This is a genomic window from Rhizobium sp. PP-CC-3G-465 (assembly GCF_004343445.1).
Taxonomy (GTDB): Bacteria; Pseudomonadota; Alphaproteobacteria; order Rhizobiales; family Rhizobiaceae; genus Ferranicluibacter; species Ferranicluibacter rubi.
Genome location: NZ_SLYH01000003.1, coordinates 311,379 through 330,921, shown reverse-complemented (window position 1 = coordinate 330,921; position 19,543 = coordinate 311,379). Strand labels below are relative to the sequence as shown.

General features: G+C 63.6%; 12 protein-coding genes. 5 read left to right on the top strand and 7 right to left on the bottom strand.

Features of this window, described 5'->3' with window-relative positions; translation table 11 throughout:
• Positions 1-60 precede the first annotated feature (60 nt).
• Positions 61-1,743 (top strand): heparinase II/III domain-containing protein, encoded by a 1,683-nt coding sequence (locus C8J33_RS15690; protein WP_132664863.1) that lies wholly within the window; start codon positions 61-63, stop codon positions 1,741-1,743.
• 200 nt (positions 1,744-1,943) lie between these two features.
• The gene (purH, locus tag C8J33_RS15685; RefSeq protein ID WP_132664862.1) at positions 1,944-3,557 is read left to right on the top strand and encodes a bifunctional phosphoribosylaminoimidazolecarboxamide formyltransferase/IMP cyclohydrolase; all 1,614 of its coding nucleotides are present in this window, start codon (positions 1,944-1,946) and stop codon (positions 3,555-3,557) included.
• A 21-nt stretch (positions 3,558-3,578) separates the two neighbouring features.
• Here the strand turns inward: purH and C8J33_RS15680 are convergent, their stop codons facing one another.
• Together C8J33_RS15680 and C8J33_RS15675 are read right to left on the bottom strand one after the other, a co-directional pair.
• A complete protein-coding gene (locus C8J33_RS15680) occupies positions 3,579-5,003 on the bottom strand; it encodes an MFS transporter (protein WP_132664861.1) in 1,425 nt (474 codons plus the stop codon).
• Complete coding sequence (locus C8J33_RS15675) at positions 5,003-9,826, bottom strand: NAD-glutamate dehydrogenase (protein ID WP_132664860.1); 4,824 nt, start codon at positions 9,824-9,826, stop codon at positions 5,003-5,005. Before C8J33_RS15675 ends, C8J33_RS15680 begins: the two co-directional genes overlap by 1 nt.
• Positions 9,827-10,065: 239 nt before the next feature.
• Here C8J33_RS15675 and pdxY point away from each other — a divergent pair, with 239 nt between their 5' ends.
• Positions 10,066-10,941, top strand: coding sequence for a pyridoxal kinase PdxY (pdxY, locus tag C8J33_RS15670; RefSeq protein WP_132664859.1), 876 nt, complete (start codon positions 10,066-10,068; stop codon positions 10,939-10,941).
• Positions 10,942-11,064: 123 nt separating this feature from the next.
• Positions 11,065-11,706, top strand: coding sequence for a carbonic anhydrase (locus C8J33_RS15665; protein ID WP_092931054.1), 642 nt, complete (start codon positions 11,065-11,067; stop codon positions 11,704-11,706).
• 130 nt (positions 11,707-11,836) lie between these two features.
• On the opposite strand, the gene C8J33_RS15660 is transcribed toward C8J33_RS15665, so the two are convergent.
• Together C8J33_RS15660 and C8J33_RS15655 are read right to left on the bottom strand one after the other, a co-directional pair.
• Positions 11,837-12,646 carry a lytic murein transglycosylase gene (locus tag C8J33_RS15660; protein ID WP_132664858.1) on the bottom strand — a complete coding sequence of 270 codons (810 nt, stop codon included), beginning with the start codon at positions 12,644-12,646 and terminating at the stop codon, positions 11,837-11,839.
• 164 nt (positions 12,647-12,810) lie between these two features.
• Entirely contained in the window at positions 12,811-13,845 is a 1,035-nt protein-coding gene (locus C8J33_RS15655; RefSeq protein ID WP_110801123.1) for an aspartate-semialdehyde dehydrogenase, read from the bottom strand.
• Positions 13,846-14,304: 459 nt separating this feature from the next.
• Here C8J33_RS15655 and C8J33_RS15645 point away from each other — a divergent pair, with 459 nt between their 5' ends.
• A complete protein-coding gene (locus C8J33_RS15645; RefSeq protein WP_132448800.1) occupies positions 14,305-16,191 on the top strand; it encodes an MFS transporter in 1,887 nt (628 codons plus the stop codon).
• Between the two features lie 57 nt (positions 16,192-16,248).
• Here the strand turns inward: C8J33_RS15645 and C8J33_RS15640 are convergent, their stop codons facing one another.
• The 3 genes from C8J33_RS15640 to C8J33_RS15630 form a co-directional block, all read right to left on the bottom strand.
• On the bottom strand, positions 16,249-16,947 hold the full coding sequence (locus C8J33_RS15640) for a phosphatase PAP2 family protein (protein ID WP_132664856.1): 699 nt from the start codon (positions 16,945-16,947) through the stop codon (positions 16,249-16,251).
• A gap of 133 nt (positions 16,948-17,080) precedes the next feature.
• The gene (gene leuB / locus C8J33_RS15635) at positions 17,081-18,193 is read right to left on the bottom strand and encodes a 3-isopropylmalate dehydrogenase (RefSeq protein WP_132664855.1); all 1,113 of its coding nucleotides are present in this window, start codon (positions 18,191-18,193) and stop codon (positions 17,081-17,083) included.
• A 98-nt stretch (positions 18,194-18,291) separates the two neighbouring features.
• Entirely contained in the window at positions 18,292-19,515 is a 1,224-nt protein-coding gene (locus tag C8J33_RS15630; protein ID WP_132664854.1) for an OpgC family protein, read from the bottom strand.
• Positions 19,516-19,543: the final 28 nt, after the last annotated feature.

Below are 19,543 nucleotides of genomic sequence, written 5' to 3'. Positions count from 1 at the left end.
TGTTATCGATCGTGAACATTCCGGCGTGTCGTCGGAATGGGGTGGGGCTTCATTTCATTCATGCGGATGTCGGACAGTCGACGGCTGATCTCTCTCACCATTCGGGAAGCCTGGTGGCGCCTGTCGCGCCGCCTCGTGCTCGGTCGCATGTCGTTCATCCGCTTCTCCGGCACGACGCCCGACCGGCTGATCGTTGCGCCGACGGACCTCAGGGTCATCGACCCCCATGTCGCCAGTGAAATCGTTGCCGGGCGCTTTCCGCTTGCCGGACGCATTCTGGAAACGGATGGCGAATCACCGTTCGAAGTGGATCTTCCCTCCCGTGAATTCGCGATCCGGCTGCACACGTTCAGCTGGGCGCGTCACATCAGGGCGCTGACGGAGGAAGACGATCTTTCCCGCGCACGCCAGCTCGTCAGCCGCTGGCTGGCCACACATGGTCGTGGCATCAAGGGCATTGCGTGGGAGCCGGATGTCGCGGCACAGCGCTTGATCGCCTGGCTCTCCCATTCCCCGGTGATCCTGAAGCAGGCGGATCATGTGTTCTATCGTCGGTTTCTGAAGAGCCTCGCGGTGCATGTGCGCTACCTCCGGCATGTCGCCAATGCGGTGCCGGATGGCGAGGGACGGCTTCAGGTCCGGATCGCCATCGCCTTCGCGACGGTCTCCATGCCCGCCTCGGGTTCCGCTATCCGCCGGGCTGCGCGCCATCTCGACGACGAACTCGATCGCCAGATCCTTCCCGATGGCGGCCATGCCTCGCGCAATCCGCGCGTCGCGCTCGATCTCCTTCTCGACCTGCTGCCGCTGCGCCAGACCTATGTCAATCTCGGTCACGACGTTCCGGTAAAGCTGATCCCATCCATCGACCGCATGTTTCCAGCTCTGCGCTTCTTTCGCCATCAGGGCGGCGAGCTGGCGCTGTTCAATGGTGCGACGTCCGCGCAGGCAAACGAACTGATGTCGGTGCTGCGCTACGACGAGACGGCCGGTCAGCCGTTCAAAGGTCTGCCGGACAGCCAGTACGAGCGGCTGGCGGCAAAAGATGTCGTTGTCATCATGGACACAGGCTGTCCACTCTCGGCTGCCCTCTCGCGAGAGGCGCATGCCGGGTGTCTTTCGTTCGAGCTGTCTTCGGGCCGTCATCGGTTCATCATCAATTCCGGCGCGCCGCGCTTTGCCGGCGAGCGGTTTCGCCAGATGGCCCGGGTCACCGCGGCGCATTCCACGGTTACAGTCGAGGATCGCTCGTCTGCCCGGCTTTCGACCTCGCGCTTTCTGGGGCCGATCATCACCGGCGGCGTGACGGAGGTCTCGGTGACGCATTCGCCCAGTGAAGGCGGCGACAGCGTAGTCGCGCGCCACAACGGCTATGCCGGTGCCTTCAATCTGATGCATGAGCGGGATCTGAGCCTCAATGCCACGGGCACGACCTTGCGCGGTCGCGACCGGCTGGTGACGGAAGAAGGTGGGGATCCAGATCCCGCCCATACGGCGAGCGCAGTTGCGCGCTTCCATATTCACCCTGCCATCAGCCTGCGACAGGCGGATGCGCATGAGGTCAAGCTGGTCGCACCGGACGGCGACAGCTGGGTGCTGACCTGCCGCGATGGTGCGATCGTGGTGGAGGAGGATATCTTCTTTGCCGACCCTTCGGGCCTGCGGAAGGCCCAGATGCTGACGATCGGTTTTTCTGCCGGAGAGCAGCCTGAAATCCAGTGGATTCTTTCCCGGCGACCGTGACGTCTTTGTCCGAAAGCAAGGGGAAGCCTCAAGGATTCGGGTGAAATGGCCGTGGGCTGTAGGCCGGTGCGGTTCCTTCCCTGCCCTAGCTGTGCTAACGGCAGCGGCATCCGGCCGGCCGGGCTTTCGCGTGGCCCTCCGGCTTGCCTGCCTGTCCTCACCTCCCTTCCTCGCCCCGTCTTCCTTGCTAGGAGCCTGTCATGGCCGTTGCCTCCAAGAACATTCCCGCCCCCGACCGCGTTGCCCTGCGCACGGCCCTTCTCTCCGTGTCCGACAAGAACGGCATCGTCGAGCTTGCCCGTGCTCTGCATGAAAAGGGCGTGGCGCTCGTCTCGACCGGCGGTACGCACAAGACATTGTCGGAAGCCGGCCTGCCGGTGCGCGACGTGTCCGAGCTGACGGGCTTTCCCGAGGTCATGGACGGCCGGGTGAAAACGCTGCATCCCGGCGTCCATGGCGGTTTGCTCGCGATCCGCGACGATGCCGAACACGTCGCGGCCATGGAGACCCATGGGATCGCCGCGATCGATCTCGCGGTCATCAACCTCTATCCGTTCGAGGACGTGCGCGCCAAGGGCGGAGATTATCCGACGACGGTCGAGAATATCGATATCGGCGGCCCGGCCATGATCCGTGCGGCCGCGAAGAACCACGCCTATGTCACCGTCATCACCGACCCTTCCGACTACGACACGCTGATCGCGCAGCTCGGCGACGATGCCGCGACGACATTCGCCTTCCGGCGCCAGATGGCTGCCAAGGCCTATGCGCGGACGGCGGCCTACGACACGGCGATCTCGGGCTGGTTTGCCGAGGTGCTGGACACGCCGATGCCGCGGCATCGCGCGATCGGCGGCGTGCTGAAAGAAGAAATGCGCTACGGCGAGAACCCGCATCAGAAGGCGGCCTTCTACGTCACCGGCGAGAACCGCCCCGGCGTGGCCACAGCAAAGCTGCTGCAGGGCAAGCAGCTTTCCTACAACAACATCAACGACACGGATGCCGCCTTCGAACTGGTGGCCGAGTTTCCGCCGGAAACGGCGCCTGCCTGCGCCATCATCAAGCACGCCAACCCCTGCGGCGTGGCGACGGCGACGACGCTCGTGGATGCCTATCGGCGCGCCCTGGCCTGCGACAGCACCTCGGCCTTCGGCGGCATCATTGCGCTGAACCAGGAATTGGACGGTGCGACGGCGGAAGAGATCGTCAAGCTGTTCACCGAAGTCATCATCGCGCCGTCCGTCAGCGACGAGGCGAAGGCGATCATCGCCCGCAAGGCCAATCTCCGGCTGCTCGTCACCGGCGCCCTGCCCGACCCGCGCCTGCCCGGCCTGTCGGCCAAGACGGTGGCCGGCGGTCTTCTGGTGCAGACGCGCGACAACGGCATGGTCGAGGATCTCGACCTCAAGGTCGTCACCCGTCGCGCACCGACGGCGCAGGAACTCATCGACATGAAGTTCGCCTTCAAGGTCGCAAAGCACGTGAAGTCGAACGCCGTCGTCTATGCCAAGGATGGCCAGACGGTAGGCATCGGTGCCGGGCAGATGAGCCGTGTCGACTCGGTTCGCATCGCCGCCATCAAGGCCGAGGAGGCCGCGCGGGCTCTGGGGCTCGACAAGCCCCTGACGATCGGCTCGGCGGTGGCGTCCGAAGCCTTCCTGCCGTTTGCCGATGGTCTTCTGTCCGCCGTTGCGGCCGGTGCGACCGCTGTCATTCAGCCGGGCGGCTCGATGCGCGACGAGGAAGTGATCGCCGCGGCCGATGAGGCGGGCGTCGCCATGGTCTTCACCGGCATGCGCCATTTCCGGCATTAAGCCGTAACAGGCCGAAAAACCCTATCCTATCCGGTCGCCCTTGTCGGCCGGATAGGGCGTCGTCAGGAGGATCAGGAGCCCGATGACGAGGAACGCGATCAGCGCCATCATTCCGACCCGTGCGGAACCGGTGGCCAGCGTCAGGGTCGCGACGCTGGCGGGCGCCAGGAAAGAGGTTGCGCGACCCGACAGCGCGTAGAGGCCGAAATAGCGGCCGGCCTCCTCCGGTGCGACGCTGCGGGCAAGGTAGGAGCGGGCGGAGGCCTGCACCGGCCCGAAGGCGATGCCGACCAAGAGGCCGAAGAGGATATAGGCTTTCTCCGCCGCCGTGCCGAACAGGCCGTTGCTATCGGCGGTCGAGAGTTGCACGAGGCCGAACAGCGTAAAGCCGGGCCCTGTCGAGACAATGCCGATGGTGGCGACGATCAGGCTCAGCAGGCTGAGAACGACGATGGTCTTCGAGCCCAGTGCCGTGTCGAGGCGGCTCGCCACCAGGCACCCGCCGATCGCCACGACGTTGAGGATGATGCCGTAGAGGCCGAGTTCCAGCGTCCGCCAGGCGAACATGCCCGCCGCAAACGTTCCCCCGAGAACAACCAAAGCGTTGACGCCGTCCTGGAAGATCATCCGGGCGATCAGGAATTTGAGGATGCCGCGCCGCTGGCGGAGGCCGAGGATCGCGCTTTTCAGGTCCGCAAGGCCCTCTGCGATCGCCCGGCTCGCTGATATCGTGGTCTTCGGTGCATCCGGCGTGAACAGGAACATCGGCAGGATAAAGAGCGCGTACCAGGCGGCGGCCAGCGGTCCGGTGATACGCGCATCGGCACCGGTTGCGGGGTCGAGGCCGAAGAGCGGGGCGATGCCGAGCGCCGTGACGCCCGTTTCGGGACTACCGGCGAGAAGCGCCACGACGGCGATCAGGACGATCATGCCGCCGAGATAGCCGATGCCCCAGGCGATGTTGGAGATCCGGCCGGTGTCCTCCGGCGGCACCAGCCGCGGCATCATACTGTCGTTGAAGACGATGGAAAACTCGGCCGCGATCGATGCCAGCACGATGCAGACGAAGGGCAGGATCAGCGGGGACCCCGGAACCGCGAACCAGAGCGCCGACAAGGCGGCGATCTTGACGACCGCTAAACCGGCGATCCAAGGCTTTCGCGCGCCCGTGGCGTCCGCCAGAGATCCGAGGATCGGCGACATCACCGCGATGACGAGGCCGGAGACGGTGAGCGTATAGCCCCACATCGCCTGGCCCGCTGCCGGATCGTCCGTCAGGCGGGAGACGAAATAGGGGCCGAAGATGAAGGTGATGACGACGGTGAAGAAGGGCTGCGCTGCCAGATCGAACAGCATCCAGCCCCAAAGGCCCGCGCGGCGGGTTTGCCCTCGACTTGCCCGGTCTCGGCTTGCCGGCGCTGGTGCCCCCTCCACCGTCTCCGCCATCACCGGGCCCTGTCTTCGGCCAGATCGCTCAGCAGGCCTGCTGCGACGGTGATCTTGGCAAGCGTCGTCTCACCCTTCTCCGTCATCTGCGCCAGCTGCGTCACGACGCGGTTGAAGCGGTCGGCGTCGCCTTCCTGCCAGGCGAGCACGGGCTCCTTCTCGCCTTTGCGCTGCGTGAGAGCGGCGATGGTGATGGCGCGGCGGGCATCGGCGATATCGCTGGTGCTGCGGGCAAGTGCCATCGCCTCATAAGGGTCGGTGGTGATGATGCGCTCGGCTGAGGCCAGCAGCCGGCCGACCTTGAGGCTCTGCGTCACCGCGAAGTAGCTCTGTGCGGTTCGGGCAAGCGACGTTCCCGCAACCGAGGAGATCTGCATGATCTCCGGCACGAGGGTGATGAGGAACAGGCGGGCGATATCCTGCGCCAACGCTTCCGGAACGCCCTTTTCGATAAGGGCAGCAGCGCGGGCTTCGATCTCCGTCACCGCCTCTTCCGGCACGGCACCGTGTGCGGCCGTGGTCAGTTTCTCCAGCGCCTTGCGCAGCTTGTCGATCGCCTGACCCAGAGGCCCGGTGATAGCCCGGGTTCGCAGCGTGCGTTCTGTGACGATCGCGAAGATGCGGCCGACATCCTGGTAGAGCTCGTTCTGCACCGTGCCGGGCACCACGTTGTCGAGCGCGTCGATAGCACGGTAAAGGCGCGGCAGGTCGTAGCCATCGCGCGTCAGCACGGCGGCCTTCACCACATCGGCCGGCAGGAAGCCCGTCTGGTCGATCATGGTCGAGATGAAGGCCGGGCCGCCACGGTTGATCACGTCGTTGCAGAGCAGCGTGGCGATGATCTCGCGGCGCAGGCGATGGGTCTCGATGTCGCCCTGATGCGCCTTCTGCATCTTGCCTGGGAAATAGCCGATCAGCGTTTCGTGGAAATAGGGATCGTCGGGCAAATCACTGTCGATGATCTCGTCGAAGAGCACGATCTTGGCGTAGGAGAGCAGCACGCCAATTTCGGCCCGGGTCAGGGCCTTACCGGACTGATAGCGCTCGCTGAGCGCACTGTCGTTCGGCAGAACCTCGACCTTGCGGTTCAAGAGCCCTTCCGCCTCCAGCCGCGTCATCAGCCGGGCGAGCGAGGTGCGGTTGGCAGCGCCTTGCATTTCGGTAAGCGATATCGCGAGGGACTGCTGGTAGTTGTTGTGCAGGACGAGAGACGCGACCTCGTCGGTCATCGATGACAGCAGCGTGTTGCGCTTGGCGCGCGTCAGGCGGCCATCGCGCATGGCGGAGGCCAGCGCGATCTTGATGTTGACCTCGACGTCGGAGGAATTGACGCCAGCCGAATTGTCGATGGCATCCGAGTTGCAGCGGCCGCCGGCAAGGCCGAAGGCGATGCGGCCACGCTGCGTGACGCCGAGATTGGCGCCCTCCCCGATGACCCGTGCGCCCACCTCGTCCGCCGTGATGCGGATCGGGTCGTTGGCCCGGTCGCCGACATCGGCATCGTTCTCGGTCGGGCCGCGGACATAGGTGCCGATGCCGCCGAACCAGAGCAGGTCGACGCGCGTCTTCAGGATGGCCGTCATGATCTCGAAGGGCGTCGCCTGGGACTTCTCTAGCCCGATAGCGGCCGCCGCTTCCGGGGTCAGCTTCACCGATTTTTCGGTTCGCGGAATGATCATGCCGCCCTTCGACAGCGTGGAGCGGTCGTAATCCTGCCAGCTGGAGCGGGGCAAAGCGAACAGACGCTCGCGCTCGGCAAAGGATGCAGCGATATCGGGATCGGGATCGATGATGATGTCGCGGTGGTCGAAGGCACCGATGAGGCGGATCTGGCGCGACAGCAGCATGCCATTGCCGAACACGTCGCCGGACATGTCGCCGACACCGACGACGCTGAACGGCGTCGTCTGAATGTCGATGTTCATCTCGCGGAAGTGGCGCTTGACCGTTTCCCAAGCGCCGCGTGCCGTAATGCCCATCTTCTTGTGGTCGTAGCCGGCCGAGCCGCCGGAGGCGAAGGCGTCGTCCAGCCAGAAGCCGGCGTCCTGCGCGAGGCCGTTGGCCGTATCGGAGAATGTGGCCGTGCCCTTGTCGGCCGCCACCACGAAGTAGGGATCGTCACCATCCAGCCGCAGCGTGTTGTCGGGCGGCACAATCTCCTGATCGACGATGTTGTCGGTGATCGACAGCATGGTGCGAATATAGGTCTTGTAGGCCTCGGTGCCGACGCGGAAGATCTCGTCGCGTGGCCCCCCGGCCGGCAGCAGCTTCGGGAAGAAGCCGCCCTTGGCGCCGACGGGCACGATGACGGCGTTCTTGACCTGCTGCGCTTTCACCAGGCCCAGCACCTCGGTGCGATAATCCTGCGCCCGGTCCGACCAGCGAAGGCCACCGCGGGCAACCTTGCCGAAGCGCAGATGCACGCCCTCGACCTCGACGCCATAGACGAAGATCTCGCGGAAGGGCCGCGGCTCCGGCAGGCCGTCGAGCAGCTTCGGATCGAACTTGAAGGCCAGCATGACACGCGGTTCGCCCGCTTCGTCGCGCTGGAAATAGTTGGTGCGCAGCGTCGAGAGCACGGCGTTCATCATGCGCCGGAGAATGCGGTCCTCGTCGAGGCTCGGAACGGCGTTCAGCGCGTTTTCGAGGCTCGTCTGGAGGTTGGAGACGTCGCGCGTTCGCGCCTTCTCTTCGGTCCGTGGATCCATTCGCGCGATGAAGAGGCGGAAGATATCGGCGGATATCGCGGGATATTTGTTGAGCGTCTCGGCGATCAGTCCCTGCGAATAGGCAATGCCGGCCTGGCGGAGGTAGCGCGCATAGGCACGCAGAACCGTGACGTCGCGTGCGTTGAGGCCGGCCAGCAGGATCAGCCGGTTGAAGGCGTCATCCTCGATCTTGCCCGTCCAGGCGGAGAGAAAGGCCTCTTCCAGCAGTGGGCCCATGGACGAGACGTCGAGCGTCTTTCCGTCACGGTGGATCAGCTCCATGTCGTGGAGGACCACCAGCCGCTCGCCCTTCGTATCGGAAACGGAGAGGTCGTGGGTCTGTTCGCTGATGACGCGGAAGCCGAGATTTTCGAGCAGCGGCACGCGTTGGGACAGCGAGACGGCGCGGTCGGCGTGGAAGATCTTCAGTTCGAGGCGATCGGCGTTCGACGTGTCCTCCCCGGCCGTCTCCGATGGCGTGTCCTGCAGTCGGTGGCGCTCGTAGAAGGCGATGCGAATCGGGTCGTCCGTTTGCGCGGCCGCGATGTCGGGCAGGTCGGCATAGGCTTCAGCGGGGGTGAAGGCCGCCTGATAGCCTTCGCTCACGCTCAGCGAGACACCGTCGCGTCGGGCGAGCAGATGGAAACGGTCGGACCAGCGCGTGACGATCTCGCGGACGGCATCTTCCAGCGTGCTCTGGGCGACACGCGGCGTCGTGCCGCCGGAACGGCCGATGATGAAGTGGACGCGGGCGAGCCCGCCGGCCGGAAAGGCCGGGTAATAGGCGGAAACCCGGCCCTCGTAGACATCCTTGAAAACATCGCCGATACGCTCGCGCACGCGGGAATCATATTGTTCGCGCGGCACGTAGACGATGATCGAGACGAAGCGATCGAAGCGGTCGATGCGCGGCAGGACGCGTACGCGCGGGCGATCGGCGAGCTCGTTGATCTGCTCGCAGAACACCTGCAGCTCTTCGACATCGATCTGAAACAGGTCGTCGCGCGGGTAGGATTCCAGCGTGTTAATCAGCATCTTGCCGGAGTGGCTGTGCGGATCGAAGCCGAAATGCTCGATGACGCGGCGCACCTTCAGCCGCAGCAGTGGAATGTCGGAGGCCGAGCGCGTATAGGCCGTCGAGGTGAAGAGGCCGACGACGCGCAGTTCGCCGATCACGTTGCCCTTTGCGTCGAAGCGCTTGATGCCGATGTAATCCATATAGGCGCGGCGGTGGACGAGGGCCTTGGTGTTCGCCTTGGTAACGATCAGGAAATCCGGACCCTGCAGGAAGGCGAGGATTTCCGGCGTGGTGACGACGGCGTCGTGTCCCTGGCGCAGCACGCGCACGTTCGGATCGGAAAGGATGCCGAGGCCGTGGCCGGTGCCGCGGTCGAGCGTCGCTTTCTGCCCATCGCCGGAATAGCTGTATTCGCGCATGCCGAGGAAGGTGAAGTTGTCGTCGCGCAGCCATTTCAGGAAAGCGAGCGCCTCCTTGCGGTCGGCGTCGCGGTCGCTTGCCGTCTGCCCTTCCAGTTCGCCCATGGCTTCGCCGAGAAGCGTCTTCATCGGTTCCCAGTCGCCCACGGCCTGATGCACTTGCGCAAGCACGGTCTCGATCGCTCCCACCAGTGCCGTCGCCTCCTCGGCCACGAGGTGGCTGAGGTGGATCTGGATATGGCTGACGCGATCCGTCGGATCGCTCTCCTCCTCGGGATCGAACAGCACGGGCGCGGCGCCCTTGGACACCACCAGGATCGGGTGGACGGCGAGCGAGAGATCACGGTGCCGGCTCGTGACCTCACCCATGATGGAATCATAGAGGAAGGGCATGTTGCGGTCGGTGACGCAGAGAACGGAGACTGGCGCGCCGCCGGGCTTCACGCTTTCCAGATCCGTAACGGTGACGCGGGATGTGTTTCTCTTGCGGGCGGTCACTTCCTTATAGGCGTGCGCAGCGGCGGCGGCGAGCATGCCGGCATCATAGGCGGCGATATCGTCAGGGCTCGCACGTCCGAAAAGGATGGCCGGCGACAGGAAGGGCTGGCCGAGGCGTTCTGCCGCCTGCTCGATCTCGCCGATCAAGCGGGTTTTCTTCGGATGATGTCGCGTGCCCATGGTGTTTCGTCCTCCAGCCGTTATTTTTACGTGAACCTAGCAGAACAATTCGCATTTGCGACCGCTAAGCCTGCCTGTTTCTTCCAAAGCACGGCCGTGGTCTCCGCAGACGATGGGTAGAGCAGAGCGGATACGTGATCTCGTCCTCTCGAGGCACCTGCTCCTCTTCCCATGCGCAGTTGACAGCGGCATGACCGTCAGGCGATCTGGCGGGAGAACCCGAGAGAGAGACCTGCTGCATGTCCGAGACCGCTGCCGGTGCCGTTATCGTCATTTCCAGCCACGTCATGCGCGGCTCCGTCGGCAATAGGGCCGCCGTCTTTGCGCTGGAGACGCTGGGTTTTACCGTGTGGGCCGTGCCGACGGTCATCATGCCCTGGCATCCCGGCCATGGACGCTCGACGCGGATGGCGATCGACCCGGATACGTTCGATGCGATGCTGGGCGAGCTTGCCGCGTCCCCCTGGGTGGGCGAGGTTCGGGCCGTGTTGTCTGGCTATCTTGGCAATGCGCAGCAGGTCGAGGCGGTGGCACGGCTGGTCGAGACGCTGAAGGCGCGCAATCCTCACCTCATCTATGCCTGCGATCCCGTGATCGGCGACCGGGGCGATCTCTATGTGCCGGAACCGGTGGCCTCGGGCATCCGGGACAGGCTGCTGCCTTTGGCGGGGCTCGCCACGCCGAACCGGTTCGAACTGTCCTGGCTCTCGAATGCGGCGCTCGACAGCAATGCGGCCATTCTGGATGCCGCCCTGGCGCTCGGGCCATCGCGCATGCTGGTAACGTCGGCGATCGCCATGATGAACGGCAGCACGGGCAATCTCTACCTCTCCGGACATCATGCGCTGCTGGCCGAGCACCGGCTGGTGGACAATCCGCCGAACGGGACGGGCGACCTGATGGCCGCGCTGTTTCTGGGACGGCTGCTGGAGGGGCAGAGCGAGGAGAAGGCGCTGCAGCTTGCCACCGCCAGCGTGTTCGAGATGGTGGCCCGCTCGGCACGGCGCGGCGCGGACGAGCTGACGCTGCAGCAGGACGCGCATTGCCTGACAGGGCCGATGTCGCTGGTGCAGATGCGGCATCTGATGCATCCGTCGCAGACGCGCAAGCGCTGATACGGGGATTTGCGGGCTGGCGTCGTGCCCGGCGCGCCGCAAATTAACCCAGCTGACCGCGTTACTCTTGCCTCATCGGGCATTCGGCGCTTAAACACGAGGCAGCAAAAAGGGCACAGGCACATGTATCATTTTCCCGAGCACCTGCTGGGCGGTTACCAGAAATTCATGAACGGCCGGTTCACCGAGCAGCAGGCTCGCTACAAGACGCTGGCGGACACCGGACAGCAGCCGAAGACGCTGATCGTTGCCTGTTGCGACTCTCGCGCCGCGCCGGAAACCATCTTCGACAGCGGACCGGGCGAACTCTTCGTGGTGCGCAACGTCGCCAACATGGTTCCGCCCTACGAGCCCGATGGACAGTATCATTCGACCTCGGCAGCGCTGGAATTCGCGGTCCAGTCGCTGCGTGTCAAGGATATCGTCGTCATGGGCCATGGCCGCTGCGGCGGTATCAAGGCGGTGCTCGATAGCAGCGCCGAGCCTCTGTCGCCCGGAGATTTCATCGGCAAATGGATGAACATGCTGAAGCCGGCGGCCGAACAGATCGCAGGCAATGACATGATGACGGCGGCGGAGCGGCAGCGGGCGATGGAGCACGTGTCGATCCGCAACTCCATCGTCAACCTGCGGACATTCCCCTGCGTTCAGATCCTCGAGCAGCGCGGCAAGCTGCAGCTGCATGGCGCCTGGTTCGATATTTCGACGGGGGAGCTGTGGGTGATGGATCCGAAGTCGGGTGATTTCTCCCGGCCTGGGACCTGATACACGCCAAATTATCGTTTCAAAAAAGGCTGCACGGGTCAAACCGTTGCAGCCTTTCTTGACAATGAACATGAAAAAGCCCCGGAACGCATCCGCGCCGGGGCTTTTTTAATATCAAAATCCGAAAGGATCAGCCGTCGATGTCGGCTGCGATCTGGGCGATGGCCTGCTGGTAGACGCTGGCCGCGTTCCAGCCCTGGATGGCGCCGAAATTGGCTTCACCCGGCTGATAGCCACCCCCTGCCCGCCAGCCATGGCCGCGCAGGAAGTTGGCCGTGGAGGCCAGGGCGTCGGCCTTGGAGCGAACCATGTCGACATGGCCGTTGCCATCGCCGTCGACGCCGTATTTCACGACGTTTGCGGGAAGGAACTGCGTCTGGCCAATTTCGCCATGGGCCGCACCGCGGGCATCCGTCGCAAGATCGCCGCGCTGGACGAGCGTCAGAGCTGCGTAGAGCTGGTCGGTGAAGTAGTCGGAACGGCGGCAGTCATAGGCAAGCGTCGAAACGGCAGACAGCGTGTGCTCCTTGCCGAGGAAGTTGCCGAAACCGGTTTCCATGCCCCAGATTGCGATCAGCGGGCCAGCCGGCACGCCGTAGCGCTGTTCGATGGACGCAAAGAGGGCCGCGTTCTGGGCCTTCATCTTCTTCCCACGCGAGACGATGGTCGCGCCACCGCGCTTCTTCATGAATTCGCTGAGCGAGAGCTTGAAGCTCTTCTGGCCGCGGTCGGCGCGGATCGTGGCCGTGTTGTACTTCACATTGGCAAAGGCGCGGTCGAGCACGGCGGGGCTGATGCGGCCGGAAGCTTCCTGCTTGAAGTCCTGAACCCAGGCGTCGAAGCCGGCAGACGTGTTGCCACAGCTGGTGGCAAACGCCGCTTGCGGCGCGAGGGCGGCGGCCAGTACAAGACCTGCCAGTGCGAACGTCTTCTTCAGCATAAAAAACCCCGTAGCCCTGCTTCTGATGGCCGACAACCTTGCCGTCTGGCAAAGGCAGCGCCTTGATGTTTCACGTGAATCCGTCCGTCACCGTCCGTCTTCAATGTTCGAGTACCCGCCGTCCCTGTCCCGGTCGGCGGGTCCCCTCGTCTCTTTGCTGCCGATCAGGCAGCCTGCTTCTTGGCCGTGATCAGCCCGCGGGCGACCAGCAGTTCCGCGATCTGGATCGCGTTGAGTGCGGCACCCTTGCGTAAGTTATCGGACACAACCCAGATGTTCAGGCCGTTTTCGACCGTCGCATCTTCACGAATGCGTGAAATATAGGTCGCGTCTTCACCGGCGCTTTCGTAAGGCGTCATGTACCCGCCATTTTCGTGCTTGTCGATAACGAGGCAACCGGGCGCTTCGCGCAGAATGTCGCGGGCCTGATCGGCGGTGATCTCGTTTTCGAATTCGATGTTGACCGATTCCGAGTGGCCGATGAAGACGGGAACGCGCACGGCCGTGCAAGTGACCTTGATCTTCGGATCGAGCATCTTCTTGGTCTCGGCCAGAACCTTCCACTCTTCCTTCGTGTAGCCGTCTTCCATGAAGCTATCGATGTGCGGAATGACGTTGAAAGCGATGCGCTTGGTGAACTTCTTGCTTTCGACCGGATCGGCCACGAAGACGGCGCGGGTCTGGTTGAAGAGCTCGTCCATACCGTCCTTACCGGCGCCCGAAACGGACTGGTAGGTCGAGACGACGACACGCTTGATCTTGGCGAAATCGTGCAGCGGCTTCAGCGCGACGACGAGCTGCGCCGTGGAGCAATTCGGGTTGGCGATGATGTTGCGCTTGGTAAACTGGGTGATGGCGTCGGGATTGACTTCCGGAACGATCAGCGGAACGTCCTGATCGTAGCGCCAAGCCGAGGAATTATCGATGACGACGCAGCCCTGCGCGGCGATCTTCGGGGAATACTTGAGCGAGACGGCACCGCCGGCCGACATCAGGCAAATGTCGGTGTCAGAGAAGTCGTAATTTTCGAGGTTCTTGACCTTCAGCGTCTTGTCGCCGAAGGAGACTTCGGTGCCGTGCGACCGTGCCGAGGCCAGCGCCACGACCTCATCGGCCGGGAAGCCGCGTTCGGAAAGGATGTTGAGCATTTCGCGCCCGACATTGCCGGTGGCGCCTGCTACGGCGATCTTGAAACCCATTGTCTTGCTCTCTTTCTCTTCTCTCCGCGTAAGCTGGGGGAGAAACCCGGATCGCCTTCGGCGCGGGCTTCGCGTCCCCGGCCGTGCCGGGGAGAGAGCGGTGGGCCAGAGACGTCAGACGGTTTTCGTCGTCGTTTTGGCCGTGTTTGTGAAAAGTGCGGACATGGGTTCAGGCGCTCCTGCCGAAGCAAGACCGTTTGCGCAGTCGATGATGGACATCTGACGAAGCATGAACCCTTCCCTTTCCGCTGCTTCTCTTATTCATTCTGCCGGTAAAGTCAAGGTTCTTCACACGGCAAAACCCGTCGGAGCGGGCCTGTTGTTAGACGAAAGTCATAATCCGAAAGGATCGCTGCCCGATGCCCTCCCGATCTGCCATTCTTGCCCATCGGTGCATCCCTTGAACCGATCGAGGAGGATCGGAGGGATGCACGCCTTAGTTTTGGGAGGACAGAGAGAATGGCAAATGTGACATCCGTGGGCCGGACGAAGGCCGCACCGATGACCGGGGAGGAGCGCAAGGTCATCTTCGCATCCTCGCTCGGCACCGTGTTCGAGTGGTATGACTTCTATCTCTACGGCTCGCTCGCCGTTTATATCGGCGCAACCTTCTTCAGCCAGTATCCGGAGACGACGCGCAACATCTTCGCGCTGCTCGCCTTTGCCGCCGGCTTCCTCGTGCGGCCTTTCGGCGCCCTCGTCTTCGGGCGGCTGGGCGATCTCGTCGGGCGCAAATACACCTTCCTCGTCACCATCCTCATCATGGGTCTCTCGACCTTCCTCGTCGGCATTCTGCCGGGTGCAGCCACCATCGGCATTGCCGCCCCGATCATCCTCATCCTCCTGCGCATGCTTCAGGGCCTGGCGCTCGGCGGCGAGTATGGCGGGGCCGCCACCTATGTGGCCGAGCATGCGCCGCATGGCCGACGCGGCTACTTCACGTCATGGATCCAGACGACGGCGACGCTCGGGCTGTTCCTGTCGCTCGTCGTCATTCTCGGCGTCCAGTTCGCGCTCGGCAAGGAAGCCTTTGCGGCCTGGGGCTGGCGCATTCCATTCCTGGTTTCGGTCGTGCTTCTCGGCGTGTCCGTCTGGATCCGCCTCAAGATGAACGAGTCACCGGCCTTCAAGAAGATGAAGGCGGAAGGCAAGACCTCGAAGGCACCGCTCAAAGAAGCCTTCGGCACGTGGAAGAACGCCAAGATCGGGATTCTCGCGCTGTTCGGCGCAACCATGGGCCAAGCCGTCGTCTGGTATTGCGGTCAGTTCTATGCGCTGTTCTTCCTGCAGAACATCCTGAAGGTGGATGGTCAGTCGGCCAATATCATGGTCGCCATCTCGCTGCTGATCGGCACGAGCTTCTTCGTCATCTTCGGCCTGCTCTCCGACAAGATCGGCCGCAAGCCGATCATCATGGCCGGGCTGCTGCTTGCCATGCTGACCTACTTCCCGCTGTTCAAGGCCATGACCTGGACGGCAAACCCGGCGCTCGCCGAAGCGCAGGCGACCGTCCGCGCGACGGTGACCGCCGATCCGGCAGACTGCACCTTCCAGTTCAACCCCACGGGCACGGCGAAGTTCACGACGTCCTGCGACGTGGCAACCGCGTTCCTCACCCGCAATTCCGTACCCTACGACATCGTTCCCGGCCCTGCTGGCCAGGCTGCGGCCGTCAAGATCGGCGACGCGACCGTGCCGAGCTACGATACGGTCGCTGCCGGTGCGGATGCGAAAGCCAAGGCTTCGGTGTTCGAGAAGGGTATCAACATGGCGCTGCACGATGCGGGTTATCCGCTGCAGCGGGGTGCGGCGAAGGTGCCTGAAAGCAAGCTCGACGGCTTCGTCGCCGCCAATCCGGAGCTTTCGCTCGATCCGGCAACGGTACGCGCCTCGGCGCCGGCAACGATGACGGCCGACGAACTGGTGGCCGCCAAGCTGCTGACGGCGGAGGAAGCCGCCGGCGTGACGTCCATGCCGGTCTACACGGTGGCGAATGGCGGTACCTATTCGATGGTCGCCGATCCGCAGCGGGTCAACTGGATCGGCACGATCGCCGTTCTGACCGTTCTCGTCATCTACGTGACCATGGTCTACGGCCCCATCGCCGCACTGCTGGTCGAACTGTTCCCGACCCGTATCCGGTATTCGGGCATGTCCCTGCCCTACCATATCGGCAATGGCTGGTTCGGCGGCCTGCTTCCGGCCATGGCATTCGCGATGAGTGCGGCCAAGGGCGACATCTATTACGGCCTCTGGTACCCGATCATCTTTGCAGGCATCACGCTGGTCATCGGCATGCTCTTCCTGCCGGAAACCAAGGACCGCGATATCCACGCCATGGATTGAGCAAGATCTTCATCGGAGAAGATACGAACCCGGCGGGCCTCCTCGCCGGGTTTCTCGTCAGACGTTCTCGTGGGTCGGAAACTGCGTCTTGGGCCGTGGCCAGCCCTTGTCGTCGAGCCGGAACACCCAGTTCTGCCGGGCAAAGAGGAAGGCAATCATCAGGGCGCTCCATAGACCGACCAGCAGGCCGGCGGCCACGTCGCTCGGATAATGCGCGCCGACGACGACACGAGTGACGCCAATGGTGAGCGCGCCGAGCGCAAAGAGGATCCGCAGGCGCGGCGCCAGCATGGCAAAGGCGCCGAAGAAGGAGCCGACGGCCGCCGAGTGACCCGAGGGGAAGCTCTGGAACAGCCATTCGGAGGCGAAGGGTGTCAGGCTATAGGCACCGAGATCGGAAAAGGCTTCCGGCCGGGCGCGGCCGATGAAGAATTTGAGGATATGGACCACAGCGCTGGCGGTGCCGATCGTCACGAGGAAGTAGAGCGACAGGCGCCGTGCCGCTCTCGCCTTCTCGGCGAAGCCGTGGCTGCTGACGACGCGCGCGAGGATGTAGGCGATGATGACCAGGGTTGCGGAGCCGTAGATCATCCAGGCGAAGGTGCCGAAATCCGTGATGCGGGCATTGAAGGCGACGAAGGGTTCCGGTAGCGCCTGCGCCGATTGCGACAGGTGCGGATCGAAGGGCACGAGCGCGACGACGAGGAGGATGGCGCCCAGAAGCAGCCAGACGGAGGAGGAGATCGGCTTGTTCATGATGTTCCTTTATTCTTCCGCCCGGTCGATCCCCCGGAAAGTGTTTTCGCTTTCGCTGAAGTCAACTGCCGGACATGAAAATGCCCCGGTCTCCGCGGGGAGCCGGGGCATCTAACGTGTCTTTCTGGAGATATCAGGCCGAAAGTGCCTTGAACTCGGCCAGGATGGCGTCGCCCATTTCGTTCGTGCCGACCTGGCGGGCACCCGGCGCCATGATGTCGCCGGTGCGGATGCCCTGATCGAGCACGTTGGCGATCGCCTTTTCCAGACGGTCGGCTTCCGCAATCATGTTGAACGAGTAGCGCAGGCACATGGCAAACGACGCGATCATCGCGATCGGGTTGGCGATGCCGCGGCCGGCAATGTCGGGGGCCGAGCCGTGTACGGGCTCGTACATCGCCTTGCGCTTGCCCGTCGTCTCGTCGGGCGCGCCGAGCGAGGCGGAAGGCAGCATGCCGAGCGAGCCGGTCAGCATGGAGGCGACATCCGACAGCATGTCGCCGAACAGGTTGTCGGTGACGATGACGTCGAACTGCTTGGGCTGGCGAACCAGCTGCATGCCGCCAGCATCGGCCAGCATGTGATCCAGCTGCACGTCGGAATATTTTTCCTTGTGGATCGCTGTGACGACCTGGTTCCACAGCACGCCGGACTTCATGACGTTGCGCTTTTCCATGGAGCAGACGCGGTTCGAGCGGGTGCGGGCGAGCTCGAAGGCGACGCCGGCGATGCGTTCGATCTCGTAGGTGTCGTAGACCTGCGTATCGATGCCGCGCTTCTGGCCGTTGCCGAGGTCGATGATCTCCTTCGGCTCGCCGAAATAGACGCCGCCCGTCAGTTCGCGCACGATGAGGATGTCGAGGCCTTCGACCAGCTCCGGCTTCAGCGACGATGCGGCCGAGAGCGCGGGGTAGCAGATGGCGGGGCGCAGGTTGGCAAACAGTTGCATGTCCTTGCGCAGGCGCAGGAGGCCGGCTTCGGGGCGTGCTTCGTAAGGCACGTCGTCCCACTTCGGGCCGCCGACGGCGCCGAAGAGAACGGCGTCGGCTGCCATGGCCTTCGCCATGTCGGCATCCGAGATGGCGGTGCCGTGGGCGTCATAGGCCGAACCACCGACGAGACCCGTGTCCGTGACAAAGCCGGCGCCGGCTTCCGTGTTCATGTGGTCGATGATCTTGACGACCTCGGCCATGGCTTCTGGACCGATGCCGTCACCCGGCAGAAGGAAAAGTGTGCGCGTGGACAAGAAGGCCTCCCATGGCTTTGATAAATCGGATTGCGGGTTCCTTACCGCATGTCGTCCGACAGGAAAATGCCGTCGCGCCAAGAATAAGACCTGTCATATCAGGTTTTAATCGGCGCGATGGTGGAGAGGCCGCCGAGCCAGTCGAGATATCGGGCATAGGCGAAATGGAGCGCGATGCCGACCACAACGAATAGGGTGCCGATGATCGGGTCCTTGCCGGTGACGAACAGCAGGACCTGGCCGATCATCGCAAGGATCGTCCCGAAGATGAAGACGGGCAACGAGTGGCGACCGATCATGACCAAGGGGTGATCGAGACGCAGACGTGACAGCCGGTTGAAGACGGGGGTGATGGCGAGGAGATAACCGAGCGCGAGAACATGGAGGAGGCGGGTCAGCGACAGAAAGGTCTTGTCGAAGCCGGTGAGAACGGCGGGGAGGCCGTGGGAGAAATCGATCGACCACCAGGAAAACAGCACCCAGGCGAAAGAGACGCCGACATAGAGCGCCGCGACCGAGACGAGGGCCGGGTGGCGCGGCAAGGAGAGGCCCTTGCGACTGCGCATCATGGCGACGAGGCCGATGGCGAACAGGAATTGCCATGAAAAGGGGTTCAGGAACCAGTAGTTATGGTCGAGGAAGTTGATCGGCACGATGTGGAAGATGCCGGCGAGAAGCCAAACCAGCGCCGAGACGCCCACAAGAAGGGCGGGACCGATCTTCTGCAGAAGCAGCATGCCCGGAAGCATGAGGAACATCACCGCATACATGGAGAGGATGTTGTTGTAGCCGAACTGGTGGCCGAGCAGCACCATCGCCACCACGCCCTGCTCCGTGTTGTCGACCAGGGGGCGGATGTTGATCTCGCTGATCAGATCCTGCCGGTGGAAGTAGAGCGCACCGCCGGCAAAGATCGCGAGCGTGATGATGCTCGACATGATGTGGGCGATGTAGAGCGTGAAGGCGCGGCGCCAGATGCGCAGGCTGAGCGCCAGCCGGTTGCCGGGCAGGAACTTCCGCCCATAGGCAAGCCCGGCCGAAAGACCTGAGATCAGCACGAAGGCTTCGGCCGAATCCGAGAAGCCGAAGTTTTTCGTCGTCAGATATTCGAGATATTGGCCCGGCACATGGTTGATGAAGATCATCAACAGGCAGATGGCCCGATAGGTATCCAGCCGCGTATCGCGCTCGCCCGGAACGGGCGTCCGCGAGGGCGCCGGAGGGGGTGGCACACTGGGCGTTGACGCGGACACCGGCTGCAGCAAGGGCTGCAGAAGGGCCGGAGGAGCGGTGCGCAGCACCGGAGGCGTGTCATGAAGCATTCGAGGTCTCATGCGGATCTTGGCGCCC

What these genes read in the sequence shown, in the direction of transcription:
- C8J33_RS15660 (WP_132664858.1), bottom strand. Translation starts at nt 12,646, where the DNA reads ATGCTGAAGAAGACGTTCGCACTGGCAGGTCTTGTACTGGCCGCCGCC.
- C8J33_RS15655 (WP_110801123.1), bottom strand. Translation starts at nt 13,845, where the DNA reads ATGGGTTTCAAGATCGCCGTAGCAGGCGCCACCGGCAATGTCGGGCGC.
- C8J33_RS15630 (WP_132664854.1), bottom strand. Translation starts at nt 19,515, where the DNA reads ATGCTTCATGACACGCCTCCGGTGCTGCGCACCGCTCCTCCGGCCCTT.
- C8J33_RS15640 (WP_132664856.1), bottom strand. Translation starts at nt 16,947, where the DNA reads ATGAACAAGCCGATCTCCTCCTCCGTCTGGCTGCTTCTGGGCGCCATC.
- pdxY (WP_132664859.1), top strand. Translation starts at nt 10,066, where the DNA reads ATGTCCGAGACCGCTGCCGGTGCCGTTATCGTCATTTCCAGCCACGTC.
- C8J33_RS15665 (WP_092931054.1), top strand. Translation starts at nt 11,065, where the DNA reads ATGTATCATTTTCCCGAGCACCTGCTGGGCGGTTACCAGAAATTCATG.
- C8J33_RS15675 (WP_132664860.1), bottom strand. Translation starts at nt 9,826, where the DNA reads ATGGGCACGCGACATCATCCGAAGAAAACCCGCTTGATCGGCGAGATC.
- C8J33_RS15690 (WP_132664863.1), top strand. Translation starts at nt 61, where the DNA reads ATGCGGATGTCGGACAGTCGACGGCTGATCTCTCTCACCATTCGGGAA.
- purH (WP_132664862.1), top strand. Translation starts at nt 1,944, where the DNA reads ATGGCCGTTGCCTCCAAGAACATTCCCGCCCCCGACCGCGTTGCCCTG.
- C8J33_RS15645 (WP_132448800.1), top strand. Translation starts at nt 14,305, where the DNA reads ATGGCAAATGTGACATCCGTGGGCCGGACGAAGGCCGCACCGATGACC.
- C8J33_RS15680 (WP_132664861.1), bottom strand. Translation starts at nt 5,003, where the DNA reads ATGGCGGAGACGGTGGAGGGGGCACCAGCGCCGGCAAGCCGAGACCGG.